General features: G+C 70.0%; 26 protein-coding genes and 1 tRNA gene. 12 read left to right on the forward strand and 15 right to left on the reverse strand.

What is annotated here, in order from left to right; genetic code table 11:
* Window positions 1-50: 50 nt before the first annotated feature.
* From NS334_RS02880 to NS334_RS02900, 5 genes are all read left to right on the forward strand, one after another.
* Window positions 51-1,520, forward strand: a complete 1,470-nt coding sequence (locus NS334_RS02880) for a M23 family metallopeptidase (protein ID WP_058754618.1) — start codon at window positions 51-53, stop codon at window positions 1,518-1,520.
* Between the two features lie 127 nt (window positions 1,521-1,647).
* Window positions 1,648-2,406, forward strand: coding sequence for a hypothetical protein (locus NS334_RS02885; RefSeq protein ID WP_058754477.1), 759 nt, complete (start codon window positions 1,648-1,650; stop codon window positions 2,404-2,406).
* The gene (locus NS334_RS02890) at window positions 2,403-3,575 is read left to right on the forward strand and encodes a M48 family metallopeptidase (RefSeq protein WP_058754478.1); all 1,173 of its coding nucleotides are present in this window, start codon (window positions 2,403-2,405) and stop codon (window positions 3,573-3,575) included. Before NS334_RS02885 ends, NS334_RS02890 begins: the two co-directional genes overlap by 4 nt.
* 2 nt (window positions 3,576-3,577) lie before the next feature.
* Entirely contained in the window at window positions 3,578-4,159 is a 582-nt protein-coding gene (locus NS334_RS02895; protein ID WP_153002565.1) for a hypothetical protein, read from the forward strand.
* 43 nt (window positions 4,160-4,202) lie between these two features.
* A complete protein-coding gene (locus NS334_RS02900; RefSeq protein WP_058754480.1) occupies window positions 4,203-4,610 on the forward strand; it encodes a DUF1489 domain-containing protein in 408 nt (135 codons plus the stop codon).
* 39 nt (window positions 4,611-4,649) lie between these two features.
* Here the strand turns inward: NS334_RS02900 and NS334_RS02905 are convergent, their stop codons facing one another.
* From NS334_RS02905 to crtY, 4 genes are all read right to left on the reverse strand, one after another.
* On the reverse strand, window positions 4,650-5,588 hold the full coding sequence (locus NS334_RS02905) for a phytoene/squalene synthase family protein (protein WP_058754481.1): 939 nt from the start codon (window positions 5,586-5,588) through the stop codon (window positions 4,650-4,652).
* Window positions 5,589-5,598: 10 nt separating this feature from the next.
* Entirely contained in the window at window positions 5,599-6,180 is a 582-nt protein-coding gene (locus NS334_RS02910; protein WP_058754482.1) for a TIGR00730 family Rossman fold protein, read from the reverse strand.
* 224 nt (window positions 6,181-6,404) lie between these two features.
* Window positions 6,405-7,895 carry a phytoene desaturase gene (locus NS334_RS02915; protein WP_058754483.1) on the reverse strand — a complete coding sequence of 497 codons (1,491 nt, stop codon included), beginning with the start codon at window positions 7,893-7,895 and terminating at the stop codon, window positions 6,405-6,407.
* Window positions 7,892-9,052: a lycopene beta-cyclase CrtY gene (crtY, locus tag NS334_RS02920; protein WP_058754484.1), complete on the reverse strand. Its 1,161-nt coding sequence runs from the start codon at window positions 9,050-9,052 to the stop codon at window positions 7,892-7,894. Before crtY ends, NS334_RS02915 begins: the two co-directional genes overlap by 4 nt.
* Before the next feature lie 115 nt (window positions 9,053-9,167).
* Between crtY and NS334_RS02925 the strand changes: the two genes are divergently transcribed.
* The 3 genes from NS334_RS02925 (at window position 9,168) to NS334_RS02935 (ending at window position 11,650) form a co-directional block, all read left to right on the forward strand.
* On the forward strand, window positions 9,168-9,701 hold the full coding sequence (locus NS334_RS02925; RefSeq protein WP_058754485.1) for a peroxiredoxin: 534 nt from the start codon (window positions 9,168-9,170) through the stop codon (window positions 9,699-9,701).
* A gap of 57 nt (window positions 9,702-9,758) precedes the next feature.
* Window positions 9,759-10,817 carry a GGDEF domain-containing protein gene (locus NS334_RS02930; RefSeq protein WP_241491788.1) on the forward strand — a complete coding sequence of 353 codons (1,059 nt, stop codon included), beginning with the start codon at window positions 9,759-9,761 and terminating at the stop codon, window positions 10,815-10,817.
* A gap of 419 nt (window positions 10,818-11,236) precedes the next feature.
* Window positions 11,237-11,650, forward strand: coding sequence for a DUF1810 domain-containing protein (locus tag NS334_RS02935; protein WP_058754487.1), 414 nt, complete (start codon window positions 11,237-11,239; stop codon window positions 11,648-11,650).
* Window positions 11,651-11,658: 8 nt separating this feature from the next.
* Here the strand turns inward: NS334_RS02935 and NS334_RS02940 are convergent, their stop codons facing one another.
* The 7 genes from NS334_RS02940 to NS334_RS02970 all read right to left on the reverse strand — a co-directional run bounded on the left by NS334_RS02940 (window position 11,659) and on the right by NS334_RS02970 (window position 18,855).
* On the reverse strand, window positions 11,659-13,341 hold the full coding sequence (locus tag NS334_RS02940; protein ID WP_083500222.1) for an ATP-binding protein: 1,683 nt from the start codon (window positions 13,339-13,341) through the stop codon (window positions 11,659-11,661).
* A 61-nt stretch (window positions 13,342-13,402) separates the two neighbouring features.
* The gene (locus NS334_RS02945) at window positions 13,403-14,119 is read right to left on the reverse strand and encodes a TIGR02186 family protein (RefSeq protein WP_428835031.1); all 717 of its coding nucleotides are present in this window, start codon (window positions 14,117-14,119) and stop codon (window positions 13,403-13,405) included.
* 38 nt (window positions 14,120-14,157) lie between these two features.
* A complete protein-coding gene (locus tag NS334_RS02950) occupies window positions 14,158-15,075 on the reverse strand; it encodes a sulfite exporter TauE/SafE family protein (RefSeq protein WP_058754489.1) in 918 nt (305 codons plus the stop codon).
* A 39-nt stretch (window positions 15,076-15,114) separates the two neighbouring features.
* On the reverse strand, window positions 15,115-16,059 hold the full coding sequence (locus tag NS334_RS02955; protein WP_193752989.1) for a hypothetical protein: 945 nt from the start codon (window positions 16,057-16,059) through the stop codon (window positions 15,115-15,117).
* Between the two features lie 56 nt (window positions 16,060-16,115).
* Window positions 16,116-17,471, reverse strand: coding sequence for a glycosyl transferase family protein (locus NS334_RS02960; protein ID WP_083500223.1), 1,356 nt, complete (start codon window positions 17,469-17,471; stop codon window positions 16,116-16,118).
* A gap of 259 nt (window positions 17,472-17,730) precedes the next feature.
* Window positions 17,731-18,276: an RcnB family protein gene (locus NS334_RS02965; protein ID WP_058754491.1), complete on the reverse strand. Its 546-nt coding sequence runs from the start codon at window positions 18,274-18,276 to the stop codon at window positions 17,731-17,733.
* Window positions 18,277-18,384: 108 nt separating this feature from the next.
* Window positions 18,385-18,855 carry an outer membrane protein assembly factor BamE gene (locus NS334_RS02970; protein WP_058754621.1) on the reverse strand — a complete coding sequence of 157 codons (471 nt, stop codon included), beginning with the start codon at window positions 18,853-18,855 and terminating at the stop codon, window positions 18,385-18,387.
* A 121-nt stretch (window positions 18,856-18,976) separates the two neighbouring features.
* On the opposite strand from NS334_RS02970, the gene NS334_RS02975 reads away from it, so the two are divergent.
* Both NS334_RS02975 and NS334_RS02980 read left to right on the forward strand, forming a co-directional pair.
* A complete protein-coding gene (locus NS334_RS02975; RefSeq protein WP_153002566.1) occupies window positions 18,977-19,486 on the forward strand; it encodes a ubiquinol-cytochrome C chaperone family protein in 510 nt (169 codons plus the stop codon).
* Window positions 19,483-20,007 (forward strand): YceD family protein, encoded by a 525-nt coding sequence (locus NS334_RS02980; protein ID WP_058754492.1) that lies wholly within the window; start codon window positions 19,483-19,485, stop codon window positions 20,005-20,007. Before NS334_RS02975 ends, NS334_RS02980 begins: the two co-directional genes overlap by 4 nt.
* Here NS334_RS02980 and NS334_RS02985 read toward each other — a convergent pair whose 3' ends face one another.
* Genes NS334_RS02985 through ftsE form a run of 4 tightly spaced genes read right to left on the reverse strand, consistent with a single transcriptional unit; the run spans window position 20,008 to window position 22,797 of the window.
* Window positions 20,008-20,691, reverse strand: coding sequence for a lysophospholipid acyltransferase family protein (locus NS334_RS02985; RefSeq protein WP_058754623.1), 684 nt, complete (start codon window positions 20,689-20,691; stop codon window positions 20,008-20,010).
* Window positions 20,688-21,224, reverse strand: coding sequence for a YdcF family protein (locus tag NS334_RS02990; RefSeq protein ID WP_193752990.1), 537 nt, complete (start codon window positions 21,222-21,224; stop codon window positions 20,688-20,690). Before NS334_RS02990 ends, NS334_RS02985 begins: the two co-directional genes overlap by 4 nt.
* Window positions 21,221-22,093 (reverse strand): cell division protein FtsX, encoded by an 873-nt coding sequence (locus tag NS334_RS02995; RefSeq protein WP_058754493.1) that lies wholly within the window; start codon window positions 22,091-22,093, stop codon window positions 21,221-21,223. Before NS334_RS02995 ends, NS334_RS02990 begins: the two co-directional genes overlap by 4 nt.
* The gene (gene ftsE, locus NS334_RS03000; RefSeq protein ID WP_058754625.1) at window positions 22,090-22,797 is read right to left on the reverse strand and encodes a cell division ATP-binding protein FtsE; all 708 of its coding nucleotides are present in this window, start codon (window positions 22,795-22,797) and stop codon (window positions 22,090-22,092) included. The genes NS334_RS02995 and ftsE overlap by 4 nt, the downstream gene beginning before the upstream one ends.
* Window positions 22,798-22,911: 114 nt before the next feature.
* Between ftsE and NS334_RS03005 the strand changes: the two genes are divergently transcribed.
* Together NS334_RS03005 and NS334_RS03010 are read left to right on the forward strand one after the other, a co-directional pair.
* The gene (locus NS334_RS03005) at window positions 22,912-23,670 is read left to right on the forward strand and encodes an MJ0042-type zinc finger domain-containing protein (protein WP_058754494.1); all 759 of its coding nucleotides are present in this window, start codon (window positions 22,912-22,914) and stop codon (window positions 23,668-23,670) included.
* 190 nt (window positions 23,671-23,860) lie between these two features.
* Window positions 23,861-23,947, forward strand: a tRNA-Leu gene (locus NS334_RS03010).
* Window positions 23,948-24,032 lie beyond the last annotated feature (85 nt).

The raw sequence follows: 24,032 nt of genomic DNA on the forward strand, positions 1-24,032 counted from the left end.
CCATCCGGCCGGGGCTGATCCGGCGCCTCCATGACGGGATGCGGCGCGGCGTGTTCTTGCGCGAACAACAGGGACTGGAATGGGCGGGCGCGGCCGGCGCGCGGGGCTTCGGCCGCGCGCTGGTGCCGCTGGCCGAACGCCCGCTGCTCGACCGGCTCCGCATCGCGCTGGCGCATGTCGACTGGGTGCCCGATCTGGGCCGCGACATCGGCAGCCCGACCTGGTGGCGCGGCGCGGCGACCTGTACCGCGCTCTGCACCTCGGCCTGGCTGCTGTCGCCCGGCTGGCCGCCGATCCTGGGCGTCGGCGCGCCGGTGATGACCGAGGCGGCGTTCGAGGAAGCGCGCACGCAATCGATCGCCCCGCTCGCGCTCGGCGCGACCACCGGGCGACGGATGGCGGCGGGCGCGCTGGTCCGCCAGCTCGCCCAGACGCCGGAACGCCCGCAGATCGAGCTGACCGCCGCACTGGCCGATGGCGATACGTTGACGCAGGCGCTGCAGCGCGCCGGTGTCGGCGGGAACGAGGCGGCGCGCGTCGCCGCGCTGGTCGGTGGTGCCAGCCCCGCCGCCGGTACGGTGCTGACGCTGACGCTGGGGCGCCGGCCGACCAGATATCAGCCGCGGCCGCTCGAAAGGCTCGACTACCGCGCCGCCTTCGACCTCGACCTCACCGTGCTTCGGGCCGGTGACGGGCTGACGGTGATCCGCCGCCCGATCGCGATCGACCGCACGCCGCTGCACGTGCGCGGGATCGTCGGTGCCAGCCTGTACCGCTCGGCCCGGGCGGCGGGCGTGCCGGCGCGGGTGGTCGAAAGCTATCTGAAGGCGCTGGGGCAGCACATGCCGATCGAGCGCATCGCCGCCAGCGACACGTTCGACATCGTCGCCGATCAGCAACGCGCCGCCACCGGCGAGGTCGAGGTCGGGCAGCTCCAATATGCCGGCCTGGACCAGGGCCGCCGCACGGTGCGGCTGGTGCGCTGGGGCGCGAACCCGGACCGCGATGGCGACGGCGGCACGATGATGGACCCGCTGGGGCAGGTCGAGCGGCGCGGAACGATGGGCATGCCGGTCGCCGGTCGCGTCACCTCGACCTTCGGGATGCGGATGCATCCGCTGCTCGGCTTCATGCGGATGCACAAGGGCACCGACATCGGCGCCCCCTACGGCAGCCCGATCTATGCCGCGATGGACGGCGTGGTGCAGATGGCGGGCCGCTCGGGCGGCTATGGCAATTTCGTCAAGCTCGCCCATGCCGGCGGACTCGCCACCGGCTATGGCCATATGAGCCGCTTCGCCGTGCGCGCCGGGATGCGTGTGCAGCGCGGACAGGTGATCGGGTACGTCGGCTCGACCGGCATCTCCACCGGGCCGCATCTCCATTGGGAAGTGTGGCAGAACGGCCGACCGGTGAACCCGCGCGCGATCACGATGAGCAGCATCCAGACGCTGCCCGCCAGCACGATCCGCGCGATGAAGGACAAGATCGCGCACCTCGTCGCCACCCCGCTGCGCTGATCCCGTCCGACCGAACCAGATCGGCGGCGTCCGCTTGGCGGGCGATCGTTACCGTGTCACAACGTCCATCGCCGGATGGGGGCGGTCGCGGGGGCGGCCGGTCCGGCTGATGTGGGGGTTGAGGGACATGTCGTCGATTCGATGGGCCGTGCTGTGCGCGGCGGCGCTCGCGGCCGTGCCCGCGCTGGCGCAGGAGAAGGCCGCGACCAAGCCGGGCTTCGCCTTTCCGACCGACCACGCGATCCGCATCCTTGTGTTCCGGCCGGAGGTGCGCGCCGGATCGCAATCGGCGGGCGGGGCGACGACGCCGAACGCCGAGTGGACGCGCAACGCCCGGACCAACATCATGACCGCGCTGACCGCCGCCCGCCCCGGCGGCGCGGCGGAGGTCGCGTTCATCCCCGATGCGGAGGGTGACGCCGCAGCGGTGCTGGCGGACTATCGCGCGCTGTTCGGCGCGGTCGCCAACACGGTGCTGCAACACCGGCTGTTCAAGGGCGACCGGCTGCCGACCAAGAAGACCGGTTTCGAATATTCGCTCGGGCCGGGCGTGGCGAAGCTGGCGGAGACGGCCGGCGGCGGCGACTATGCGCTCTTCGTCACCACCAACGACCAATATGGCTCGACCGGGCGCAAACTGCTTCAGCTCGCGGCGGCGCTGGCCACCACAGCGGCGGGCGGGATCGGGCCGACCGTCACCTCGGGCCAGCACAGCGGCTATGCCGGGCTGATCGACCTGAAGACCGGCGACCTGATCTGGATGAACGCCGACGCGCGCATGGGCGGCGACGTGCGGGATGCCGATGGCGCGGCCAGGCGCGTGACGCAGCTTCTGGAGGACTTCCCCGTGCAGGCCAGCGTCGCCGCCGCGGCGCCGAAACCGTGATCGCGCGATGGCCGGCGACGGCCGCGCTGCTGCTCGCCGCCGCGCCCGTCATGGCCGCGGACCTGACGCCGACCGGCTCGCCGTCCGCCCCCGGCTACACGCCGATCGGTCGCGACGAACAGGGTCTGTGGGCCGAGGCCGACGAGCAGGAGCGCGAGCTGAAGGCGTCGAAGCTGATCGTCCGCGATCCCGGCGTGAACGCCTATCTGCGCCGCGTGCTCTGCCGCACCGTCGGCGACGGGCACTGCCGCGCGGTGCGGCTGTATCTGGTGCGCGCGCCGATCTTCAACGCCGACATGGGGCCGACCGGGGTGCTGCGCCTCTACACCGGCCTGCTGCTGCGTGTCCGCGACGAGGCGGAGCTGGCCGCGATCCTGGGGCATGAGTTCACGCATTTCGAGAATCGCCACAGCCTGGCGGACATGCGGCGGCGGCGCAGCGCCACCAACTGGGGGGCGTGGCTGACGGTCGCGTCGATCGCGGCCAGCGCGCCGCGCAACTATACCCCCGATTTTCTGGTCAGCTATTATTCGTACAGCCGCGATCAGGAGCGCGAGGCCGATCTGGGCGGGCTGCACCGGATGAGCGGCGCCGGCTATCGCCCGCTGGCCGCCAGCAACGTGTGGATGCACCTGCGCGAGGAAAAGGACGCGCAGGCACGCGGGCTGGGCGTCCGCAGCTTGAAGGACCGGGACTATGGGCCGTTCGTCTCGCACCCCATGGATGTCGAGCGCATGACCTATCTGGCGCGCGAGGGACAGGCGCTGACCACGCCCGCCACCAGCTTCGACGGACTGGACGACTATCGCCGCCAGCTCGCGCCGATCTGGCCGATGCTGATCGACGACCAGATCAAGCTCAATGATTTCGGCGCCAGCGAGTACGTGCTCGCCAATCTGGCGCGCGGCGACTGGACGGGCCCGCTGCTATATGCCCGCGCCGAATTGTATCGCGCGCGCGGGCTGATCGATCAGCTGACCGCCGAGGCGCTGTACCGGCAGGCGATCGTGCGCGACGACGCGCCGGTCGCGACGTGGCGCGGGCTGGGCCTCGTGCTGTTGCGCAACGGCCGCGCCGACGAAGGGCGGGCGATGCTGCGCGACTATCTTCGGCGCGCACCGGACGCGGTGGATCGCGCCGCGCTTCAGGCCATGGCGGACGGGATGTGACGATGAACGCGAAGATCATGACGATGGCCCTCGCGCTGCTGCTCGCCGCTCCGGCGGTCGCGGGGTGGAAGGTCGTGGCACCGACCCGCGTCACGGTGGCGCAATCCACACTCTCCGTGACCCCCGACGCGGGCTGGAACCGCTGGACCGTGAAGCCGATCAGGAACGAGGAGCGCTGGAGCCTCGACGGGCCGCTGCTCAACCGCCTGTCCTTCTACGGCGGGATCGCGCAGGACGAACCGCTGGCGCGCGAACGCAACAGGAAACGCGAGCCGCTGCCGAAGTTCGACCGCACGATGCGCGCCACCGATATCGCCGAACTGATCGAGCGGACCGTGCGCATCACCGAGGAGGCCCCCGATTTCGTGACCGAGGCGGTCGAGCCGGCGACCTTCGCGGGCCAGCCCGGCTTCCGGCTCCGCTATCGCTACACCGCCGGCGAGCTGGTGCGGCGCGGCGAGGCGCGCGGGCGGATCGCCGACGGCCGATTGTACATGATCGTCTTCACCGCCCCGGCGCTGCATTATTTCGACGCCGGGCTGCCGCGCGCGGCGGCGATCATGGACAGCGCGCGGATCGGCTGACGCGGGTTGCGTCGACCGGCGCGCCGACCCACATCGGCGCTCCATGCCGCTGCATCTCACCAAAGTCGCGTTCGGTGCGGCAAGCGTCGATCTGCTCGCCGATCGGTTGCGCGCGCGGGCCGCCGCCGGGCCGGTGTTCCTGACCACGCGCTACCTGCCCAAGCGGCACGAGGAGATCACCGGGCAGGGGTCGCTGTTCTGGATCATCAAGCATCAGCTGGTCGCGCGCTCGCCGATCCTGTCGTTCGGCGACGCGGAGGGCGGTCGCGTCGCGATCCATATCGATCCCGACCTGCGATTGGTGCAGGCCCGCCCGAAGCGCGCGCATCAGGGCTGGCGCTATCTCGAGGCCGACGAGGCGCCCGTCGATCTGGGCGGCGACGTGACCGACGGGCTGGCCGCGATGCCCCCGGCGCTGATGGGCAAGCTCAGCGAACTGGGCCTGCTGTAGCGCCGGCCTCACCCCTGTTTCTCATGGGGTGGGTCGAATTTAGCGACGCGGGCGCGTCCACAGCACCGGGTCGCGCGGGGCATCCGGCAGCGCCTGCCGCCGTGCCGCCTGCGCCGCGGCGCGCGCGATCCAGCCGAGCTTGGCGGCCTTCGACGTCGTGACGCGGCCGTCCCATGCCGCCGCCCCGCGCCCCGCCACCGCGCGCGCGATATCGCCATAGATCCCCGCCGCCGCCAGCACCGCCCAGGCGGAGCGGAACGACAGCGCCTTGGTCCCGATCCGCGCGCTGTCTTCGTGGCGTTGCGCGCGGTCGGCCAGTCGTCGCGCCAGCACCACCAGCGCGTCGCGGTGCGCCGGCGCCATCAGCGCGTCCGCCGCGATACCCTGCCCCGCCAGCCATTCGCCCGGCAGATAGCAACGCCCCACGCCCGCATCCTCCGCGATATCGCGCGCGATATTGGCGAGCTGGAACGCCAGCCCCAGGTCGCACGCGCGGTCCAGCGTCGCCTCGTCGTCGGGCGGCACCCCCATCACCACCGCCATCAGGCACCCGACCGCCCCGGCGACATGATAGCAATAGCGATACAGGTCGTCCTCGCTTCGCGGTCGCCAGTCCTCGGCATCGAGCTGGAAGCCGTCGATCACGTCATGGACGAAGCGCGGCGGCAGGCCGGTCTCGCGCGCGACGACGCCCAGCGCATCGAAGGCGGGTTCGCCGGTGTCGCATCCCGCCAGCGCGGCCTCGCTCAGCGCGCGGACCCGCGCCACCCGCGCGCGCGCATCGCTGACGATCGTGCGGTCATGGCCGTGATCCTGCCCGTCCACCAGATCGTCGCACGCGCGACACCAGGCATAGAGCAGCCACGCCCGCTCCCGCACCACCGGCGCGAACAGCGTGGAGGCGGCGGCGAAGCTCTTCGACCCGCGCGCGATCGACACCCGCGCGGCCTCGACCAGCGCCGCGCGGTCCCGCGTCACAGGTCGCCCCTCACAGATCCGACGCCGCCATGCGCACGATCGGCTGCGTCGGGACGTGGCGCCCCATCCGGTCGAGCAGCCCGCCCAGCGTGTCGTCGACGATCAGCAGGTCGCGATGCTGCGCGCGCAGGAAGCCGACCTCGCCCATCTTCTCCCAGAAGGCGACGATCGCATCATAATAACCGCCCGCGTTGAGCAACCCGACCGGATCGGCGTGATAGCCGAGCTGCGCCCAGCTCAGCGCCTCCCACAATTCGTCCATCGTACCGGTCCCGCCCGGCAGCGTCACGAAGCCGTCGGCCAGATCGGTGAACATCTGCTTGCGCTGGTGCATCCCCGTGACGACGTGCAGTTCGCTCAGGCCGCGATGCGCGACCTCGGCATCGACCAGCGCCTGCGGGATCACCCCGATCACCTCGCCCCCGGCCGCCAGCGCGGCATCGGCGATCGCGCCCATCAGCCCCAGCCGCCCGCCGCCATAGACGACGCCGATCCCGCGCGTGGCGAGCGTGTGCCCGACCTCCCGCGCCAGGTCGAGGTAGAAGGGATCGGCGGGCGTGGCGGAGCCGCAATAGATGGCGAGGCGCTTCATGCCGCCCGCGCTACGGGATGGCGCGGCGCCGGGCAACCGCCTGCATCAACCGGCGCGGCGGCGCGGATCAGTCATGCTCAAGGTGATCGAGGCGCGGCGCTATAGCGGCGCGGCGCACGCGGACGCCAGATCGAGACACCCGTCATCGCGAGCGGAGCGAAGCAATCCAGGGCGTCTTGGTCCGACACCGGATTGCTCCGCTCCCCTCGCAACGACGATGCGCCTCAGCCGGCCAGCATCAGCGCCGCCGTCGCCTTCGCACTCCCCACGACCCCCGGGATCCCCGCGCCCGGATGCGTGCCCGCGCCGACGAAGAACAGGTTCGGGATCGCATCGTCGCGGTTGTGGACGCGGAAATAGGCGCTCTGCGTCAGGATCGGCTCCAGCGAGAAGGCGCTGCCCAGATGCGCGTTCAGGTCGTGCGCGAAATCGGTCGGCGCATAGCTGAACTTGGTCACGATCCGGTCGTGGATATCGGGGATCAGGCGACGGCCGACCTCGTCGAGGATGCGCTTCTCGAGGATCGGGCGCACCGTCTCCCAATCGCCCGGGAACTTGCCCAGATGCGGCACCGGCGCCAGCGCATAGAAGGTCGAATCGCCCTCCGGCGCGAGGCTCGGATCGGTGACGGTCGGATGGTGGAGGTACAGCGAGAAATCCTCGCTCAGCACGCCATGCTCGTAAATGTCGTCGAGCAGCCCCTTATAGCGCGGCCCGAACAGGATCATGTGGTGCGGGATGCCCGGCCACGTGCCCTTCACCCCGAAATGGACGACGAACAGCGACGGCGAGAAGCGCTTGCGCTCCAGCCGCGCCGCCGTGCGCCGCGCCGCGCCCGATTCGGGCAGCAGGTCGCGATAGACGTGCATGATGTCGGCGTTGGCGGCGACCATGTCGACCGGCGTGCGCCAGCCGCTTTCGGTCTCGACCGCCGTCACCCGGTCGCCCAGCGTGTCGATCCGCGTCACCTTGTCGGCGAGCCGCAACGTGCCGCCCAGCCGCTCGAACAGCGCGACCATGCCTGCCACCAGCCGGTTGGTCCCGCCACGCGCGAACCACACGCCGCCGTCGCGCTCCAGCTTGTGGATCAGCGCATAGATCGCGCTGGTCGTCATCGGATTGCCGCCGACGAGCAGGGTGTGGAACGACAGCGCCTGCCGCAGCCGCTCGTCCGCCACGAACTTCGACACGATCGAATAGACCGAGCGCCACGCCTGATATTTCGCCAGCGCGGGCGCGGCCTTGATCATCGACGCGAAGTCGAGGAAGGCGACATGGCCGAGCTTCTCATATCCCTCGTGATAGACGCCGGCGGCATATTCCAGGAACTTGCCGTACCCCGCGACATCGTTCGGATTGAGCTTGGCGATCTCCGAACGCAGCAGCGCGTCATCGTTGGTATAGTCGAAATTGGTCCCGTCCGGCCAGTTGAGCCGGTAGAAGGGCTGAACCGGATCAAGCGTCACGTCGTCGGACAATTTCTGTCCCGACAGCGCCCACAATTCCTCCAGGCATGCCGGATCGGTGATGACGGTCGGCCCGGCGTCGAAGGTGAAGCCGTCCTGCTGCCAGTAATAGGCGCGCCCGCCGGGCTTGTCGCGCGACTCGATGATCGTCGTCGCGACGCCGGCCGATTGCAACCGGATCGCCAGCGCCAGTCCGCCGAAACCCGCGCCGACGACGACCGCGCGGCGCTGCCCCGCCGCGGGCGTCATGCGCCCGCTCCCAGCGCGGCGATCGCGCGCCCGACCGGCACCGGCGGCTTCCCGCTCAGCACCCGCATTTTGTCGAGCGGGGTCGAGCGCGCGGCATAGAAGCGCGCGACCAGCCCCGGTGACAGGCGATAGAATCGTTCCAGCACGCGATAGCGCTGGTCGGGGTCGGCGGCCTTGAAGAGCATGAGGTCCAGCATCCGGTAAAATCCACGGTCGCGCCACGAACGCGCGGCGTAGCGAAAGGTGAGGTCGTGCAACGCCGCGCCCGACAAATCGTCCGCGCGCGCGATCAGCGCCGCCAGCCGCACCGCATCGGGCAGCGAATAGCCGGTGGTGGGGTGGAACAGGCCGGCGCGCACCCCGGCCTTCGCCACCCGCTCGCCGCCCGACCGCCAGTAAGCGTCGAAATCGCCCCCGCTGACGACCGGCAGGACGCCGCGCTCGCGGTGGATCACCTTCGTGTCACGCCACCCCTTCGCGGCGGCATAGTCAGCGATCCGCGCCGCGATCAGCGATTCGTCCAGCGCCGGCGTGTCGCTGTAATAGGTATCCTCGACCAGCAGCGTGTCGGCGGTAAACGGCAGCAGATAGACGAAGCGATAGCCGTCGAGCTGCGGCACGGTGGCGTCCATCACCATCGGTCGCGCCACGCCGTGCCCGGCGGGGACGTGCACTTCGTGCCCGACGAACTTCTGCCACCCGCCCTTCAGGTGCGCGGTATCGGCCATGCCGCGCGCGTCGATCACCCCGGTCGCGGTCAACCGGTCGCCGTCGGCCAGCACCACCGCGCCCGGGCTGCACGCCAGCACCTGCCGCCCGGTCATCACCGCCCGGTGCGGCAGCGTCGCGCGGACCTGCGCATCCAGAAGGTGCGAGCGGACGGTGAAATAGCTTTGGTCGATCGTGCGCGCATGCGCCGGGAAGTGAACGTCGTAGGTGGGCCAGGCATGGCTGACGATGGGGGCGATCACCGGCCAGTCGCGGGCGGCGACATCGCCGCCGAAGAACGACCAGAAGTGGTTGCCGCCGATCCGGTCGCTCGCCTCCACCAGCCGCACGTCGATGCCGGGGTGCCGCGCCCGGACGGCCAGCGCGATCAACGCCCCGGCCAGCCCGCCGCCGACGATCGCAAGGTCGCATTTGAGGGTTGCCGGCATGATGCCCGCGCTATCCTATTGCCGGGCATTGCGGAAGCCCGCGAACGGACTGGCTGGCGGCGGCGTGTACCGATAGGATAGCAGGGTTCGTCGTCGTCCGACCGGAGTTTGCCCGATGCGCCATGTGCTTGCCGTCCTCGCCGCCCTCACCCTCGCCACCCCGGCGGTCGCCGCGCTGGCCCCCGGCGCGAAGGCGCCCGATTTCTCCACGCGCGGCGCGATCGCGGGCAAGGTGATTCCGGTGCGACTCGCCGAGCAGCTGAAGCGCGGTCCGGTCGTGCTGTACTTCTTCCCGGCCGCCTTCACCGGCGGCTGCAACGCGGAGGCGCGCGCCTTCGCCGAACAGGTGCAGGCCTTCCGCGCGGCGGGGGCGACCGTCATCGGCATGTCCGCCGACAACGTGCCCGACCTGCAACGTTTCTCCTCCACCGAATGCGCGGGAAAGTTCGCGGTCGCCAGCGCCGGGCCGAAGGTGGTCGCGGGTTACGACGTGGCGCTCGGCAAGGAGGTGAAAGGTCGGCAGGTGACCAGCCGGACCAGCTATGTCATCGATCGTAATGGCCTGATCGCATTCGCTTATTCCGACATGAACCCGACCGAGCACGTCACCCGTTCGCTGGCGGCGGTGCGCAAGCTGACGGGTCGCTGAGTCATGATATCTTAGCAGTTCGGCCGCTATCCCCGTCGCGACGAACTGGGGGGCGGCATGGGGCGGTCTAATGCGATGAATGCGGTCGATGCCGGGCCGGCCAATACCGGCGACCGCATCTTTGCCCGGGTCGGCGCGTTCCTGGCCGCGCATCGCCTCAGCCCCGATCCCGCGCATTACGCCTTCGCCTATGAGGTGGTGGCCAATGCCGGGGGGGCCATCGCGCAGCGCGTCGCCAGCCTCACCGATGGCGGCGTCCGGCTGACGACCCAGGACATTGCGTTGCTGGGCGGGCGCACGGTCGCGGGCGCGCCCGTCGATACCGGCAATGATGACGAGGCGTCGGCGCTCACCGGCGATGCCGACGCGCATCAGGCGCTGATCGAGCGCATGATGATGCAGGTCGACGGCTTCGATGACACGATGCGCCTCGTCCATGCCGAGGCGAACGACTTCGGGCGCGACCTGCAACGCTCCGCCGATTCGATGCGCGAACTGGGCGCGGAAGCGGGGATCGAGGCCATCGCGCGCCTGACCGCGGACATGATCGACCGCGTCCGTCTGGCCGAACAGAAGCTCGACACCGCGCTGCGCGAGACCGAGGAACTGCGCAGCGCGCTGGACGAGGCGCGCGGCTCCGCGCGCACCGATCCGCTGACCGATCTTCCGAACCGGCGTGCCTTCGACGAAGCCTTTGCGGCGCTCCATCGCGACACGCCGGTCACCGTCGCCATCTGCGACATCGATCATTTCAAGCGCATCAACGACAGCTTCGGCCATGCGGTCGGCGACCGGGTGATCCGCATGGTGGCGCAGACCCTGGGCTCCGAGAAGGGGCCGCTGGTCGCCCGCTACGGCGGAGAGGAATTCGCCGTCCTGTTCGAGGGCGTTCCGCTCGACGAGGCCGCGAAGACGATCGAACGCTTGCGCAGTACGATCGCCGATCGTCGCCCGCGCGTGCGCGAAACCGGCGAACTGATCGGCACCATCTCCTTCTCCGCCGGGGTGGCGGAGGGTCGCGTCGGCGAAGGGCGCGCCGCGTTGATGGCGCGTGCCGACGCCGCTTTGTACCGTGCCAAGGATCAGGGCCGCGCCCGGACGATCACCGCGCCATAAGTTGGCGCACGCGGCGGGGCGAGTTGGCGAAGCACGCCAACCCGAAGGCGCCCCGCCCGCCTCTCCCCTCGTGCGCGGCAATTGGCACACATGATGCAATGACCTGAACATCGGCCGGATCGCCCGGCCGCTGTTCAAGGAGACCGCATCATGACCATCCGTTTCGCCGCTCTTCGCCAGTCGATCTTCTCGGTCGCCGCTGCCTTCGCCGTCGCCGCCGTGATGATCAGCGCCGCGGTCCCCGTCACCCCGATCGCCTGAAAGGAACGCTTCGATGTCGAGCCACCCGACCCTGACCCGCTCGCTGCTGCTCAGTGCCGCGAGCTTCGCGACCACTGCGCTGCTCCTGTACGTCGACGCCGTGACCGCCGCGATCGCCTGATCGCGGCACCACGCGCGGCCATGGACGTTGCGCACCCATGGATTTCGAGCGATTTCTCACTGCGCACGCCACGCATTTCGACGTCGCGCTTGCCGAATTGCGCGCCGGCCGGAAGCGGAGCCACTGGATGTGGTTCGTCTTCCCGCAACTCGCCGGCCTGGGCCGCAGCGATACCGCCCGCCTTTTTGCACTGAAAAATCTCGCCGAAGCAGGTGCTTACCTCGCCCACCCCTTGCTCGGGCCGCGTTACCTGGCCTGCGTCGACGCGCTGCTGATGCATCCCGACCGCTCCGCCGAGGCGATCATGGGCGGGATCGACGCCCTGAAGCTACGATCTTCCCTGACGCTGTTCGATCGCGCCCACGCGCCCCCCAGCGTCCGGACCGCGCTCGACACCTTCTTCGATGGCCCGGATCGCGAGACGCTGCGGTTGCTGGGCGTCGAGGAATAGGCGTAGAATCAGCGGCCTTGCGCGCGCCAGCGCTGCAACGTCCGTGCGATCATCTGCTCCTCGCCGCCGCCGTGCCGCCACAATTCGGAGAAGACCGGGTCGTCGGAGGCGGGACGCTGCCCCTCGTCCAGCGTGTCGAATGCGACACGGATCGGGATCGACACGCCCTCCCCGCACACGATCGCCTCGCGGTTGCGCAGCGCCGGCAGCGCATCCAGGAACCCGCGCGCGCCCTCCGGCATCGCGGCGCGCACGAAGGCCTGATCGCGGTCGTTGTTGAGCCGCATCGCGATGATCGTGCCGCATTGCGACAGCACCCCCTCCGCCAGATCGGACGGACGCTGGGTCACCAGGCCGAGCGCGACGCCGTACTTCCGCCCTTCCTTGGCGATCCGGCCGAGGATTCGCGCCACCGATCCACGCGCCTGCGCATCGGCCGGCACGTAGCGATGCGCTTCCTCGCAGACGAGCAGGATCGGTCGCTGCGCCTCTCCGCGCGACCAGATCGCGAAGTCGAACACCATGCGACTGAGCACCGCTACCACAACCGCCGTGATCTCGTTGGGCACCCCCGACACATCGATGATCGAGATCGGCTTGCCCTCTCCCGGCAGCCGGAAGATCCGCTGCACGAACCCCGCCATCGCGTCGCCCGCCAGCATCCCGGAGAACATGAAACCATAGCGGGGATCGGCGCGCACTTCGTCGATCTTGTTCTTCAGCCGCAGATAGGGGGCGGTGTCGCCGGCGCGATCCATCTTGCCCATTTCCAGCTGGATCAGCTGCGTCAGGTCGCTGAGCATATAGGGAATCGGCGCGTCGACGGTCAGCTTCGCAATCTCCTGCCCCGCCCTGCTCTTGGCCTTGGCGGCGAGCAGGCACTTGGCGAGGATATCGGCATCCACCTGCCGCGACGCGCCGGTGGCGGTGACGAAGACCTCGCAATGTTCCTCGAAATTCATCAGCCAATAGGGCATCTGCAGGTTGGAGACGTCGAACAACGCCCCCGCCTCTCCGAACGCCGCGCCATATTCACCGTGCGGATCGATCATGACGATATGCCCCTGCGGCGCGAGTGCGCAGATGCGGTGCAGGATCAGCGCGGCGGCGGTCGACTTGCCGGTGCCGGTCGAGCCGAGCAGCGCGAAATGCTTGCCCAGCATCGCGTCGACATACAGCGCCGCGCGCACGTCCTGCGTCGGGTGGACATGACCGATCTCGATCGCGGCACGTCCGCTGGCGGCGTAGATTTCCGTCACGTCGCCGGCGCGCAGCGCGAAGACGTCCGCGCCGGGCGCGGGATAGCGTGTGACACCGCGCCGGAACCCGAACAGTCGACCGGTCAGTCGCTCCTCCTCGCCCTCTCCGAGGAAATCGACCGCCGCGACGATCGAGGACGCCGATCCGGGCACCAGCCGCAACGAGCGGATCGTCGCGATCAGCCAGGTCGATCCGACGCGCACCTTCACCTGCCCGCCGACCTGACCCGCCATCGCCAGTCCCGGGTCGGGGTCCGCACGCAGCCGGTCGAGGCGCCCGACATCGAGCGTCACCTCGCCCTGACCACCCCCGATCTGGCTGACCTGACCGATCGCATCGCCGCCGTCCCCGGAAGCCGGCCACGCCCCGGCATCGGGAAAGGCGGCGGCGATCGCTTCGTGGAAGCCGCGGGGTGCGGGAAGATCGTTCATGCGGGCATCGATCCGTTAGGAAGATCGACCGTTAGCGGCCCGCAGGTAAAGATACCGTGGATCAGCCGCGCGCCAGCCGCCCCGCCCCCCAACCCAGCAGCACCGACAGCAGCACCGCCGCACCGCCGTACAGCACCTCGTGCCGGTCGGCGGCCTGCGCGACGAAACGCTCGAAGCCCGACTTGCGGATGTCGATCTCCCGCACCGCGACCGCCAGCACGCGACCGTCGCGGATCAGGAACGTTTCGGCGGTGAAGCGCCCGACCGGCACGCGCGCCGGGATCGAGACGCGCGCGCGGTACAGGACGCCGTCCGTGATCTCGACCGCGCGCGGCGCTTCATAGAACAGGCCGGCGCGCGTCCGCTGCTCGACCAGTCCGCGCGTGAAGCGATCCTGGACGTCCGACGGTGCGGCGGACGCCGGTGACAATTGCAGGCTGTCCAGCCCCAGTTCGTAGATCGCACGGGTGCGGGCATCGACCAATGTGTCGAGCGGTCGCGACGAGGCCACCGCATAGAAGGACGGCGCGGAGCGATAGCGCAGCCGCCCGGCGTTGATCCAGATTCCGGCGACCTTCTCCTTCTCGCGAATGACGATCGATTGGGTCGGCCCCTTCACCACCACCACCACGTCGGTCCGCTTGTCACCGACCGGCAGCCGCCCGCCCGGAAAGACAATCGCGCCGAACAGCAGCAGCTCGGCACCCGTGAAGCTGTAGGCGATATCGATCTGTCGCTGCGACACGTCGGGAACCAGCACCGGCTTGCCCTGCGCCATCAGCAGCGGCGCGGCGAGCAGCAACAGCGCGACGCGCCTCACGACGCCAGTTCCACGGCATAGATTTCGTCAGGCCGCCACCCCAGTCCCAGCGCGATCCGTCCCGCGACCAGCAGCACCATCAGCGCGAGCGCGAGGCGGAGATACTCCGGCCGGGCGCGCGCCGCGAACCGCGCGCCGACCTGCGCGCCCGCGACCGATCCGACCAGCAACAGCGCGGCGAGGACGATATCGACCGCCTTGGTGGTGGTGGCATGGACCATCGTCGCGGCGGCGGTGACGAACAGGATCTGGAACAGGCTGGTCCCCACCACCACCGCGGTGGACATGCCGAGCAGATAGATCATCGCCGGCACCAGCACGAACCCGCCACCGACGCCGAGCAGGATCGTCAGGATGCCCGTGAAGAAGCCGAGCAGCAGCGGCGCAAGCGGCGAGATATACAGGCCCGAGGCATAGAAGCGCATCCGGAACGGCAGACTGGCGACCAAGGGATGGTGTCGCCGGCGGCGCGGCGGGGCGGTGCGGCGCCCGCGCGCGACCAGGATCGCGCCGACCGCTTCCTTGAGCATCATCAGCCCGATCGATCCGAGCAGCAGCACGTAGGTGATCGCGATCGTGGTATCGATCTGCCCCCATTGCTGGAGCAGCCGGAACAGCCACGCCCCGAACAGCGAGCCGAGCACGCCGCCGATCACCAGCACCGTGCCCATCCGGGTGTCCACGCCGTTGCGACGGAAATGCGCAAAGACGCCGGAGATGCTTGCCCCCGTCACCTGGCTCGCCGCCGAGGCGGCCGCGACGGTCGGCGGAATGCCATAGACGATCAGTAACGGGGTGGTGAGAAATCCACCGCCGACCCCGAACATGCCCGACAGCAGCCCGACGCCCGCGCCGAGCGCGATCATCACCAGCGCGTTTACCGACAGATTCGCGATCGGCAGATAGATATCCATGCGCCGTCGATCGCTAGCGATTTCTCGGCCGCCACGCCATCAATAGTCGGCGCCGATCGACAGCGCCGGCCCCGACGCCGGGCGGGCGTCGCCGAGCGCGCGCTGCCGCCACTCCAGCGCGATGCGCAGGTGCGTGGCATCGCCGACCGGCAGCGTCAGCGCCGCGGCGGGACCGATATCGAGCCGACCCGCACCACGCTGCGCGGCGCCCCACGCACCGACGCCGAGATCGAGCGTCACGCCGGCGCGCGTGCGAAATATCGGGCGGGCGATACGGATCGCACCATCGGCATAGCCCTCGACCCGATCGCGCAGGATCGTCCCCGCCTGCGCATAGCCATCGAGCCGGAAGCCGGCCGGCAGAGGACGATCGCTGAGCCCGCCGGCGACGCCGAGCGCGGTCCCGCCCGCCATGTTCGCGAGACCGAAGCGGCGCTCCGCGATCACGCGGACCGGCAGGCGCGTCGGGGTCCATTCGATGCCGAGCGCCGCTTCCTGCTGACGGGTGTCGACCGCGGCGGCGACCCGCGCCGCGATCGCGAACCGGCCACGCGCGTCGAGGGTCCGCGAAAGGCGCAGCCCCGCCTGACTGCCGCCGAGTTGCGGCGTGGCGACCCCGCCGCCGCGCCCCGCAGCGCGCAGGATCGACCAGCCACTTGCCGACCAGCGGCGGGGGCCCGGTGCCGCCGGCTCCGGCGCGCCGTAGCGTACCATCCCGAGCAACGCGATCGTGTCGCCATCATCACCACGCCCCTTCGGGTCCGCAGTCCCGCGGACGACGGGCGGAAGGACGATCGCGGCGGGTGTCGGTACGGCGAGTGTCCGCCACTCCCGCCGGGAAATCGCTCTTGCCGTCACATTCCCGTTCGATGCGACGTGGGTTGGCGGCATTTCCGCGCGCCGGGCGACCGCGCCGCGCCATATGTCGCGGATCGGCGCGGGAAGCGCCACCGGCGGTTCGGGCCAGAGCAGCCAGATCCGCATCGCGATCCAGCCGCCGAGCACGATTGCCAGGAAGCGTAACGGTCGCCCCCCGCCCGTCATCCCGCACCCGGCAGCGAATCGGGGAATCGATGGGCGGTCTTGTCCCAACGCGGCGCAGCGCCGAACAGAATCGCGACGTAGCGAAACAGGGCGCGCCGCGCCGCCAGCATGGCGATGTAATTGGCGACCAGCGCACGGGGCAGTGACCACAGCCCCTCGCGCCAGCCGTGCTCGGCAGCAGTGTGGCGCGCGCGTGTCGCTAGCCGCCAGCACAACAGACCGGCGTTGAGCATCAGCAGCGCACGCAACCCGGCGCCATGCTCGGGTGACGCCGTCCCCGACGATAGATGGACCAGCGCCGACACGCCCCACCCAAGCAGCGCCGCATAGGCGGCAAGGAGCGCCAGAACCGCAAGCAACCCGCGCCGGTCCCGCATCCGCATCCAGTGATCGGCGACATGACGCGCCGTCCCCCATCCGGTGCGGTCCCAGCCGGCCAGCGCGATGCCCGTGACCCAGCGCGCCTTCTGGCGCACCGCCGTGTCGATGGTGTCGGGGAAATAGGCGCGGGTCGCGATCAACTCGCCCCGCTGGCGCCAGCGGACGAAGCGCGCCGGCAGCCCGAGTCCGGCAACGCGCAGCCCCATCTCATAATCCTCGGTCAGACTATTCGACTCGAACGGGACACCATTTTCCGCGGCAAGCCGTTCGAGAACGTCACGGCGGATCGCACAGCCGACCCCCGCAAGCGGCAGCGCCGCACCCAGCGCCGAGCGCACGACCAGGTCGCGGCGGTGCGACTCGGCGAATTCATCCGCATAATGGCCGGAGACGAGTCGGCGTCGCGGATCGATCAGCGGTACGACCGGAAGCTGGACGAGGGCCGCGTCACGCAGGTGATCGTCGAACACCCGCAACTCGGCGGGATGCACGACATCCTCGGCATCGTGCAGCACGACGGCGGCAGTCATCCGCCCGGCGTCTGCGTCATCGCCGCACAGCGCGCGCCAGAGGCCGTTGAGGCAATCCGCCTTGGTCGTCGGACCCGATCGCGCACCGATCACCGGCCGCACGCGCGCATCGCGCGCCGCCACGGCACCGACCGCCGCGATCGTGCCGGGATCGTTCGGATAACAGCCGACATAGATGCGATAATCGGGATGATCGTAGCGGTCGAGCGCGGCGGCCAGCATCGCGCCGATCACCCGCTCCTCATCCCATGCCGGCACGAACACCGCCAGTCGCTGCGGCGGCGCCGGGGCGATCGCGTCGCGCGCCACGTCGCGATCGCGCACCCGCCACCAGATCAGATCGACCAGCAGATCATCGATTCCGCCCAGCAGAATCATCGTCGCGGCGAACAGCGCCACTTCGCCCAACATCGTGTCGAGACAGCCGGTCAGCGCGGCCATCAATGATCCTGCCCCATGCTCGCCTGCCCCCCGGTGGCGGATCGATGGCAAGACTGTGGCAAAAGCGCAACGACTTCGAAGAACCGTTAACCCATAACGAACCGAAACCGGTGCCGGGCGTTTGCCGGCCGGTCCCTTTCCCCCTTTCGGGACCGGTGCCGACCCAAGCCGGTACAGGCCGCGCCGCAGCGTTACCGCGGCGCGGCCGAACGGCATCGGCATGGGGCGGCCGGGAAACGCATGTTTCCCGGCCATCGATCTACCCGTAGAAGCGGCGCACGACATCCAGCACTACGCCGCGCCGGGTATCGACCAGCAGCGCATCGTCATAATGCCGAACCCAGCGCGCCGCACCGGGCGCACCCGGCAGACGGTAACGCCACGGATCGGCGATCACGTAGCGCGGACCGTAATAAGCGGGCGCGATCCGGCCGCCGACGCGAAAGGATTGGTAGCGGAACGGTGCCCGCCAGCCGCCGCGCGCGTACAGATCGCGATGTCCGGCCCGCCAGCGTTGCATATCGTCACGCCATTCGCGGCGGTCGCGTTGCCATTGGCGGCGGTCACGCAAGGCGCGGCGATCCTCGCGGAAGTCACGCCGCGCCTCGCGCAGGTCACGGCGCTGCTCGCGCACGTCGCGCCAGTCGCCGCGCTCCCGCGCGCGATCGAGCTGCCGCTGCTCGCGACGGATATCCTGTCGATCGCGCCACACGTCCTCGCGCGACTGCGCCGTGGCCGGCGCGGAGGCCGCGAGGCCGGGCAATACCGTGCCGGCAAGCAGAACAGCGGTGACAAGACTACGCATCACACATCCTCCATTCCCGCGAAGCGGCTCCCGACCGCTCCGACGGAGGATATCTGCCCTGCCCGCCCTGAACGTCGCGCGAATGCGCGCGTCAGCGAAACGACAGCTTTACTGGCCGTTACGCCCGGTCGGCCCGGCGGCACCACCGCCGGCGCCCGCCGCGCCGACCGCACCGATATTGCCGAACAGGTCCTGGAAGAAGCCACGTTCACGCCCCAGCGTCGGCGTCGTCTTGCCGTACGGCGACACGTCGACGACCTGCTCGATCCCCGATTTGCGGATCGCCGTGACGTTGCCGGCCTGGTCGAAGCTGATCTCCATGGTCAGCTGATCGCGCGGGCGTGGCGCGTTGAAGGCATAGTTGCGGCTGTCGCGCGCAATATAATACCAGTCGCCCTGGTTGAACTGACTGGCGAAGGTCGGCGTTCCCAGCGTGGCGAGCACCGACTGACGGTTATCGACCCCCGGCTGGATCGAATTCACCAGATCGGCGTCGACGATATAGCCCTGGTGCGAGCGGAGCGGCGTGCAGCCCGCGGCGAGAGCGCCGGCCAGGGCGAGGAAGATCAGCGAGCGCATCGGTACTCCGGTCACAGGCGCGCGTGGACTTTGCGGCCAGTCGCCTCAATATGCCCGACGGCGGGGCGAGACAAGCGCGCGCCGTTACTGGTGCGGTTCGGATGAACGAAGGGATGCGCGGTTGGGCTGGTTGACGAAGGTGCTGGGACGGCGGGACCGCAGCGCGGCGCTGCCGCTGTACGATGCGGTGGTGGCGCGCGCCCGGCAACCGCACTGGTATCTGGACGGCGCGGTACCCGACACGCTCGATGGCCGGTTCGACATGGTGGCGGCGGTGCTGGCGATGGTGCTGCTGCGGCTGGAGGTCGATGCCGGGGGTGCGCAGCCGATCGCGCAGCTGACGGAGCGATTCGTCGATGATATGGATGCGCAGGTCCGCCAGATCGGCTTCGGCGACATGGTGGTGGGCAAACATGTCGGACGCATGATGGGGATGCTGGGCGGCCGGTTGGGCGCCTATCGCGACGGGCTGGCGGGTGGCGCGCTGGACGCGGCGCTGGTTCGCAACCTCTATCGCGGGGCCGCCCCCGCCCCCTCAGCGCTGGCGCATGTCCGCGACCGCCTGACCGCGCTGCGCCACGAACTGGACGCGGTGCCGCTGCCCGCGTTGATGGAAGGACGATTGCCATGACTCCGGAATTCTCGCGCATCGAGCGGCTGGACACGATCGGCGGAGAGGATCGCCCGGTCACGGTTTCCGCCGACGAGGCCGAGCGCGCCGCGCTGGCGCGACGGTTCGGGCTGATCGCCGTCGACCGGCTGGAGGCCGACTTCGCGATCCGGCGCGAGGCCGGCGGCATTGCCGCGCGCGGCCGCGTGCGGGCGGCGGTGGTGCAGGCGTGCGCGGTGACGGGCGCGCCGCTGCCCGCAGCGGTGGACGAACCGGTCGATCTGCGCTTCGTCGAACCCGCGCGCGCCGGGGAGGAGGAGCTGGAACTGGCCGGCGACGCGCTCGACACGATCGAGATCGAAGGCGGCGGCATCGATCTGGGCGAGGCGGCGGCGGAGACGATGGCGCTCGCCCTCGATCCTTTCCCCCGCAGCCCCGATGCGGCAGCGGTGCTGAAACAGGCCGGGGTGCTGAGCGAGGAAGAGGCCGGCGCGTTCGGCGCGCTGGCGGGATTGAAGGCGAAGCTGGAAGGGAAGGCGTGACTATCCGTTCAGCACGTTGATCGCCGCATGGACACGCGCCTCGGCCTCGCGCCGGGGCAGACCGGCCGGGATAGGCGCGCCGATACGGATCGTGATGACGCCGGCCCGCTTCGCGCCCTTCTTCGGCAGCAGCCGCCCGCTGTCCAGCGCGATCGGCACCACCGGCAGGTCGAGCGCCTTGTACAATCCTGCGAAGCCGGACCGCAGCGGCGGGCATTGTCCGTGCGGCACGCGTGTCCCCTCGGCATAGACGATCACCGAGCGGCCGGTCGCGCGCACGGCGGCGCCCTCTCGCATCAGCGTGCGCAGCGCCTTGGAAGAGGCGTCGCGGTCGACCACCAGCGCGCCATATTTCACCGCCGCCCAGCCCCAAAGCGGAATGCGCATCAGTTCGCGCTTCAGCACCATCGCCGGCGAACCGAGCAGCAATTGCAGCTCCAGCGTTTCCCACATCGCCTCATGCTTGGCGACGTAGAGGAACTGCCCCTCGGGCACGCTCCCTTCGACCCGCGTCGAGATCCCCAGGATGGTCCGCATCAGAAAACGGTGCAGCCGCGACCAGCGGTCGGCATGGGTGATGACGACCTGCTGCCCGAACAATGCCGCGATCGGCGTGGTCGCGACGATCGGCACCGAAAACAGGTAGAAGATCGCCCGGAAAACGATCGTGCGCAGCCAGTTCACCGCCATTCCTCCCACCACAGCACCACCCGCCGCAGCAGCAGCTTGTTATATTCGTTGATCGCCTGCGTCAGCGTCGGCTGCGCCGGCACGCCATCGACCGTCACCGACACGCCCGCCCCCAGCGCCGGTCCCAGCTCCAGCGCGGCGCGGCGCGCGTGCCAGTTGGATGTGACGAGCCGGATCGAGCGATAGCCGCGTGCCCGCACCCAGGCAGCGGTTTCCTCCGCATTGCTGCGCGTGTCGACCGCCTCCGCGCCCAGATCGACGCAACACGCGATTGTCGCGCCGTGGCCGGCAACCCGCGCCAGATCTGCGCGGGTCACGCCCGGTGCGGTTCCGGTCACCAGCATCCGCCGCGCGCGCCCATGTTCCAGCAGATCCAGTCCGCGTGCGATCCGCCCCGCGGCACCGGTCGGCACGACGATCCCGTCGGTACGCAGCAGCGGGTCGGCCGGTCCCGGCAGCACCAACATGAACAGCGCGAAGCCCAGCGCCCAGCCGAGCAGCAGCAAGGCGAACAGCCGTTTCGTCACGACGTCCGTCCCAACGCGCGCACGACGACGATATAGGCGACAAGCGCCGCGAAGGCGACGAACAGGAAAGGAGCCGCGACGACCGCGATCCAGCCCCCCTGCCCCAGCGTCGCGCCGCCCAGCACCTGCGATCCCGCCGCCGCCGCGCGCCGTCCCAGCAGCGCGACGACACCCCAGCCGGCGACGCCGCCGATCGCCGCGCCGGTCGCGGCATCCCGCGCGATCCGCCGCTGGAACAGCCGAGCGATCTGCGCATCGGTCGCTCCCAGCCCGTGCATCACCTCGATCGTGATGCGATGCGCCGTGAGCCCGGCGCGCACCGCCAAGACCACGATCGCCGCACTCGCCCCCGCCATCAGCGCCACCACCGACACCGCCAACAGGGTCAGCGATGACAGCAAGGCCCCGACGCCGGCCACCGCATTCTCATGCGCGTCGATGCGCGCGGCGGGGGTGATACGCGCCAGCATCGCGCGCAGCCCCGTCAAGGCGCCGGCACGCGGCGCCACGTCGATATCGATCAACGCGGGCACCGGCAGGTCGCGCTCCACCGCCGCTTCGCCCAGCCATGGTCCCAACAACTGCTCCAGCTCCGCGCGCGGCACTGGCGTCGCCTGTGTGACAAGCGGAGAAGCGCGGAGGGCGGTGAGTACGCGCGCGGCCAGCGCGTCGCGGGCCGCGGCATCGACGACAACGATCTGTACCGTCGCCCGCCCCGCCAGCGCCCGTCCCAGTGCGACGGTGGCCCGGGCGGTCCCGATCCCGCCCGCCACCGCCAGCACGGTCAGGAACAGCATGATCGCGAGCACGCCGGCCATGGCGCGCCCCTCCCGCGCGGAATCGAGGATGCGGGCGGTCGCGGCGCTCATGCCCGTTCCCGGCGTGATGAAAAGCGCAACCCGCCGGCCGCGTCGATCAGCCGGCCCTCGACGATCCGCATCGAATGCGCACGCGGCACCCGACCAAGCAGGTGGGCATCGTGGGTGGCGACCACCACTGTCGTCCCCAAACCGTTGAGCGAAACAAACAATTGCATCAGCCGGTCGGCCATCGCCTCATCGACATTGCCGGTCGGCTCGTCGGCCAGCAATACGTCAGGCCGCGCGATCACGGCGCGCGCGATCGCGACACGCTGCTGCTCGCCGCCCGACAGCGTCGCGGGACGCGCCCCGGCCCGGTGCGACAGCCCCACCCACGCCAGCATCTCGCCCACCGCCTCACGCACTTCATCCTCCAGCACACCGCCGATGCGCAGCGGCAGCGCGATATTGTCGGTGATCGACAGATGCGGGATCAGCCGGAAGTCCTGATAGACGACCCCGATCCGTCGCCGGAACGCCGGCATCCGCGCGCGCGTCAGTGTCGCCACGTCGGTCCCGAACAGCCGGATCGTACCGCGCGCCGGGCGCTGTGCGAGGTACAAGAGCTTGAGCAGCGAGGTCTTTCCCGCGCCGCTGGCGCCGGTCAGGAAGTAGAATCCGCCGGGCGCGAGCGAAAAGGTGAGGTCGCGCAGCACCTCCTCGCCATGGCCGTAGCGCAGGCCCACATTCTCGAACTGCACGATCGCGGCCATCGTCGTCGCCATTGCACGCACGCCGCCACCGCTTCAAGCACGGCGACTGCCGCTTGCCATCGGCACGACACGCGTGTTTAGATTCGCGCCGTCCATCCTGCCGGTGCCGCGCCCATGATCCTCGATTGTCCCGAATGCCGCGCCCGCTATCTGGTGCCGGATCACGCCATCGCCCCGCCGGGACGCACGGTGCGCTGCGCGAACTGCGGGCACAGCTGGTTTCAGGACGTCGCCTACGCCGACGAACCCGAAGAAGCGATCGTCGAGGATGCCGCTCCGCCGCGCGACGAAGCGGCAGCCACCGTCGCGCAGCGGACGGAGCACGCCGCCCCCCCCGCTCCACCACCCAGTCTGCCGGCACAGGCCGCCAGCGCGCCTGAGCCGGCGCCGCCCGAGCCAGCGGACTTCGACGCCTTCGCCCACCGTCCGCCGTTCCGCGCGCCGCGTCGCGGCAGCGGGCGGATCCGCACGATCGCCAGCCTGGCGGCCGGGCTGCTGATGCTCGCGGCCGTGGCGGTGATCCTCTGGACGACCGCTCCCGGCCTGGCGCAGCAGATCGGCCTGTCGATCGGGCCGGAGGAACTGCCGCTGCGCATCGCCGACAATCCGATCGAACGGCGCAAGATGGCGAACGGGTCGGAACTGTTCGCGGTCAGCGGACGGATCACGAATCCCTCCTCGACCCGCCAGCGCGTGCCGGACATTCGCGCCGACCTGCGCGATTCGCAGAACAAAATCGTGTTCAGCTGGACGATCACGCCGCAGCAGCGGACGTTGCTGCCCGGCGGTGCGATCGACTTCAACTCCGCGCAGGTCGACGTACCAACCAGCTCGCGGCGGCTGGACCTTAGCTTCGTCGGCGAGGCGAGCTAGGCGATCTCCATTATCCCCGCGCAGGCGGCGATCGGCCCGCGCGGTCATCGCAACGGTCGATAAGTCCGATGTTCCGCATTTGCGGCGGTGCGGAACGACGGAGCGTGCGCTTTCCCCATTGCCACGCACATGGCGACTTGCTAGGGGCGCGTCCCTACCAGACGCCGGGCCCGCCCGGTGGATGACACGTGCGGTCGTGGCGGAATTGGTAGACGCGCAACGTTGAGGTCGTTGTGTCCGAAAGGACGTGGAAGTTCGAGTCTTCTCGACCGCACCATCGCTCCCCCACGGCGGGGTAGAGCCGATCCCGGTATCGCCGGTCGATCCAAATGCCTTGTTAACCACCGCTCAAGCTTCTATCC

Source organism: Sphingomonas endophytica (genome assembly GCF_001476895.1).
Taxonomy (GTDB): domain Bacteria; phylum Pseudomonadota; class Alphaproteobacteria; order Sphingomonadales; family Sphingomonadaceae; genus Sphingomonas; species Sphingomonas endophytica_A.

Excerpts from the sequence above, each read along its gene's own strand:
- NS334_RS02885 (WP_058754477.1), top strand. The coding sequence starts at position 1,648 with ATGTCGTCGATTCGATGGGCCGTGCTGTGCGCGGCGGCGCTCGCGGCC.
- NS334_RS02895 (WP_153002565.1), top strand. The coding sequence starts at position 3,578 with ATGAACGCGAAGATCATGACGATGGCCCTCGCGCTGCTGCTCGCCGCT.
- NS334_RS02900 (WP_058754480.1), top strand. The coding sequence starts at position 4,203 with ATGCCGCTGCATCTCACCAAAGTCGCGTTCGGTGCGGCAAGCGTCGAT.
- NS334_RS02910 (WP_058754482.1), bottom strand. The coding sequence starts at position 6,180 with ATGAAGCGCCTCGCCATCTATTGCGGCTCCGCCACGCCCGCCGATCCC.
- NS334_RS02915 (WP_058754483.1), bottom strand. The coding sequence starts at position 7,895 with ATGACGCCCGCGGCGGGGCAGCGCCGCGCGGTCGTCGTCGGCGCGGGT.
- crtY (WP_058754484.1), bottom strand. The coding sequence starts at position 9,052 with ATGCCGGCAACCCTCAAATGCGACCTTGCGATCGTCGGCGGCGGGCTG.
- NS334_RS02925 (WP_058754485.1), top strand. The coding sequence starts at position 9,168 with ATGCGCCATGTGCTTGCCGTCCTCGCCGCCCTCACCCTCGCCACCCCG.
- NS334_RS02930 (WP_241491788.1), top strand. The coding sequence starts at position 9,759 with ATGGGGCGGTCTAATGCGATGAATGCGGTCGATGCCGGGCCGGCCAAT.
- NS334_RS02935 (WP_058754487.1), top strand. The coding sequence starts at position 11,237 with ATGGATTTCGAGCGATTTCTCACTGCGCACGCCACGCATTTCGACGTC.
- NS334_RS02940 (WP_083500222.1), bottom strand. The coding sequence starts at position 13,341 with ATGAACGATCTTCCCGCACCCCGCGGCTTCCACGAAGCGATCGCCGCC.
- NS334_RS02945 (WP_428835031.1), bottom strand. The coding sequence starts at position 14,119 with ATGGCGCAGGGCAAGCCGGTGCTGGTTCCCGACGTGTCGCAGCGACAG.
- NS334_RS02950 (WP_058754489.1), bottom strand. The coding sequence starts at position 15,075 with ATGGATATCTATCTGCCGATCGCGAATCTGTCGGTAAACGCGCTGGTG.
- NS334_RS02955 (WP_193752989.1), bottom strand. The coding sequence starts at position 16,059 with ATGCGGATCTGGCTGCTCTGGCCCGAACCGCCGGTGGCGCTTCCCGCG.
- NS334_RS02960 (WP_083500223.1), bottom strand. The coding sequence starts at position 17,471 with ATGGCCGCGCTGACCGGCTGTCTCGACACGATGTTGGGCGAAGTGGCG.
- NS334_RS02965 (WP_058754491.1), bottom strand. The coding sequence starts at position 18,276 with ATGCGTAGTCTTGTCACCGCTGTTCTGCTTGCCGGCACGGTATTGCCC.
- NS334_RS02970 (WP_058754621.1), bottom strand. The coding sequence starts at position 18,855 with ATGCGCTCGCTGATCTTCCTCGCCCTGGCCGGCGCTCTCGCCGCGGGC.
- NS334_RS02980 (WP_058754492.1), top strand. The coding sequence starts at position 19,483 with ATGACTCCGGAATTCTCGCGCATCGAGCGGCTGGACACGATCGGCGGA.
- NS334_RS02995 (WP_058754493.1), bottom strand. The coding sequence starts at position 22,093 with ATGAGCGCCGCGACCGCCCGCATCCTCGATTCCGCGCGGGAGGGGCGC.
- ftsE (WP_058754625.1), bottom strand. The coding sequence starts at position 22,797 with ATGGCCGCGATCGTGCAGTTCGAGAATGTGGGCCTGCGCTACGGCCAT.
- NS334_RS03005 (WP_058754494.1), top strand. The coding sequence starts at position 22,912 with ATGATCCTCGATTGTCCCGAATGCCGCGCCCGCTATCTGGTGCCGGAT.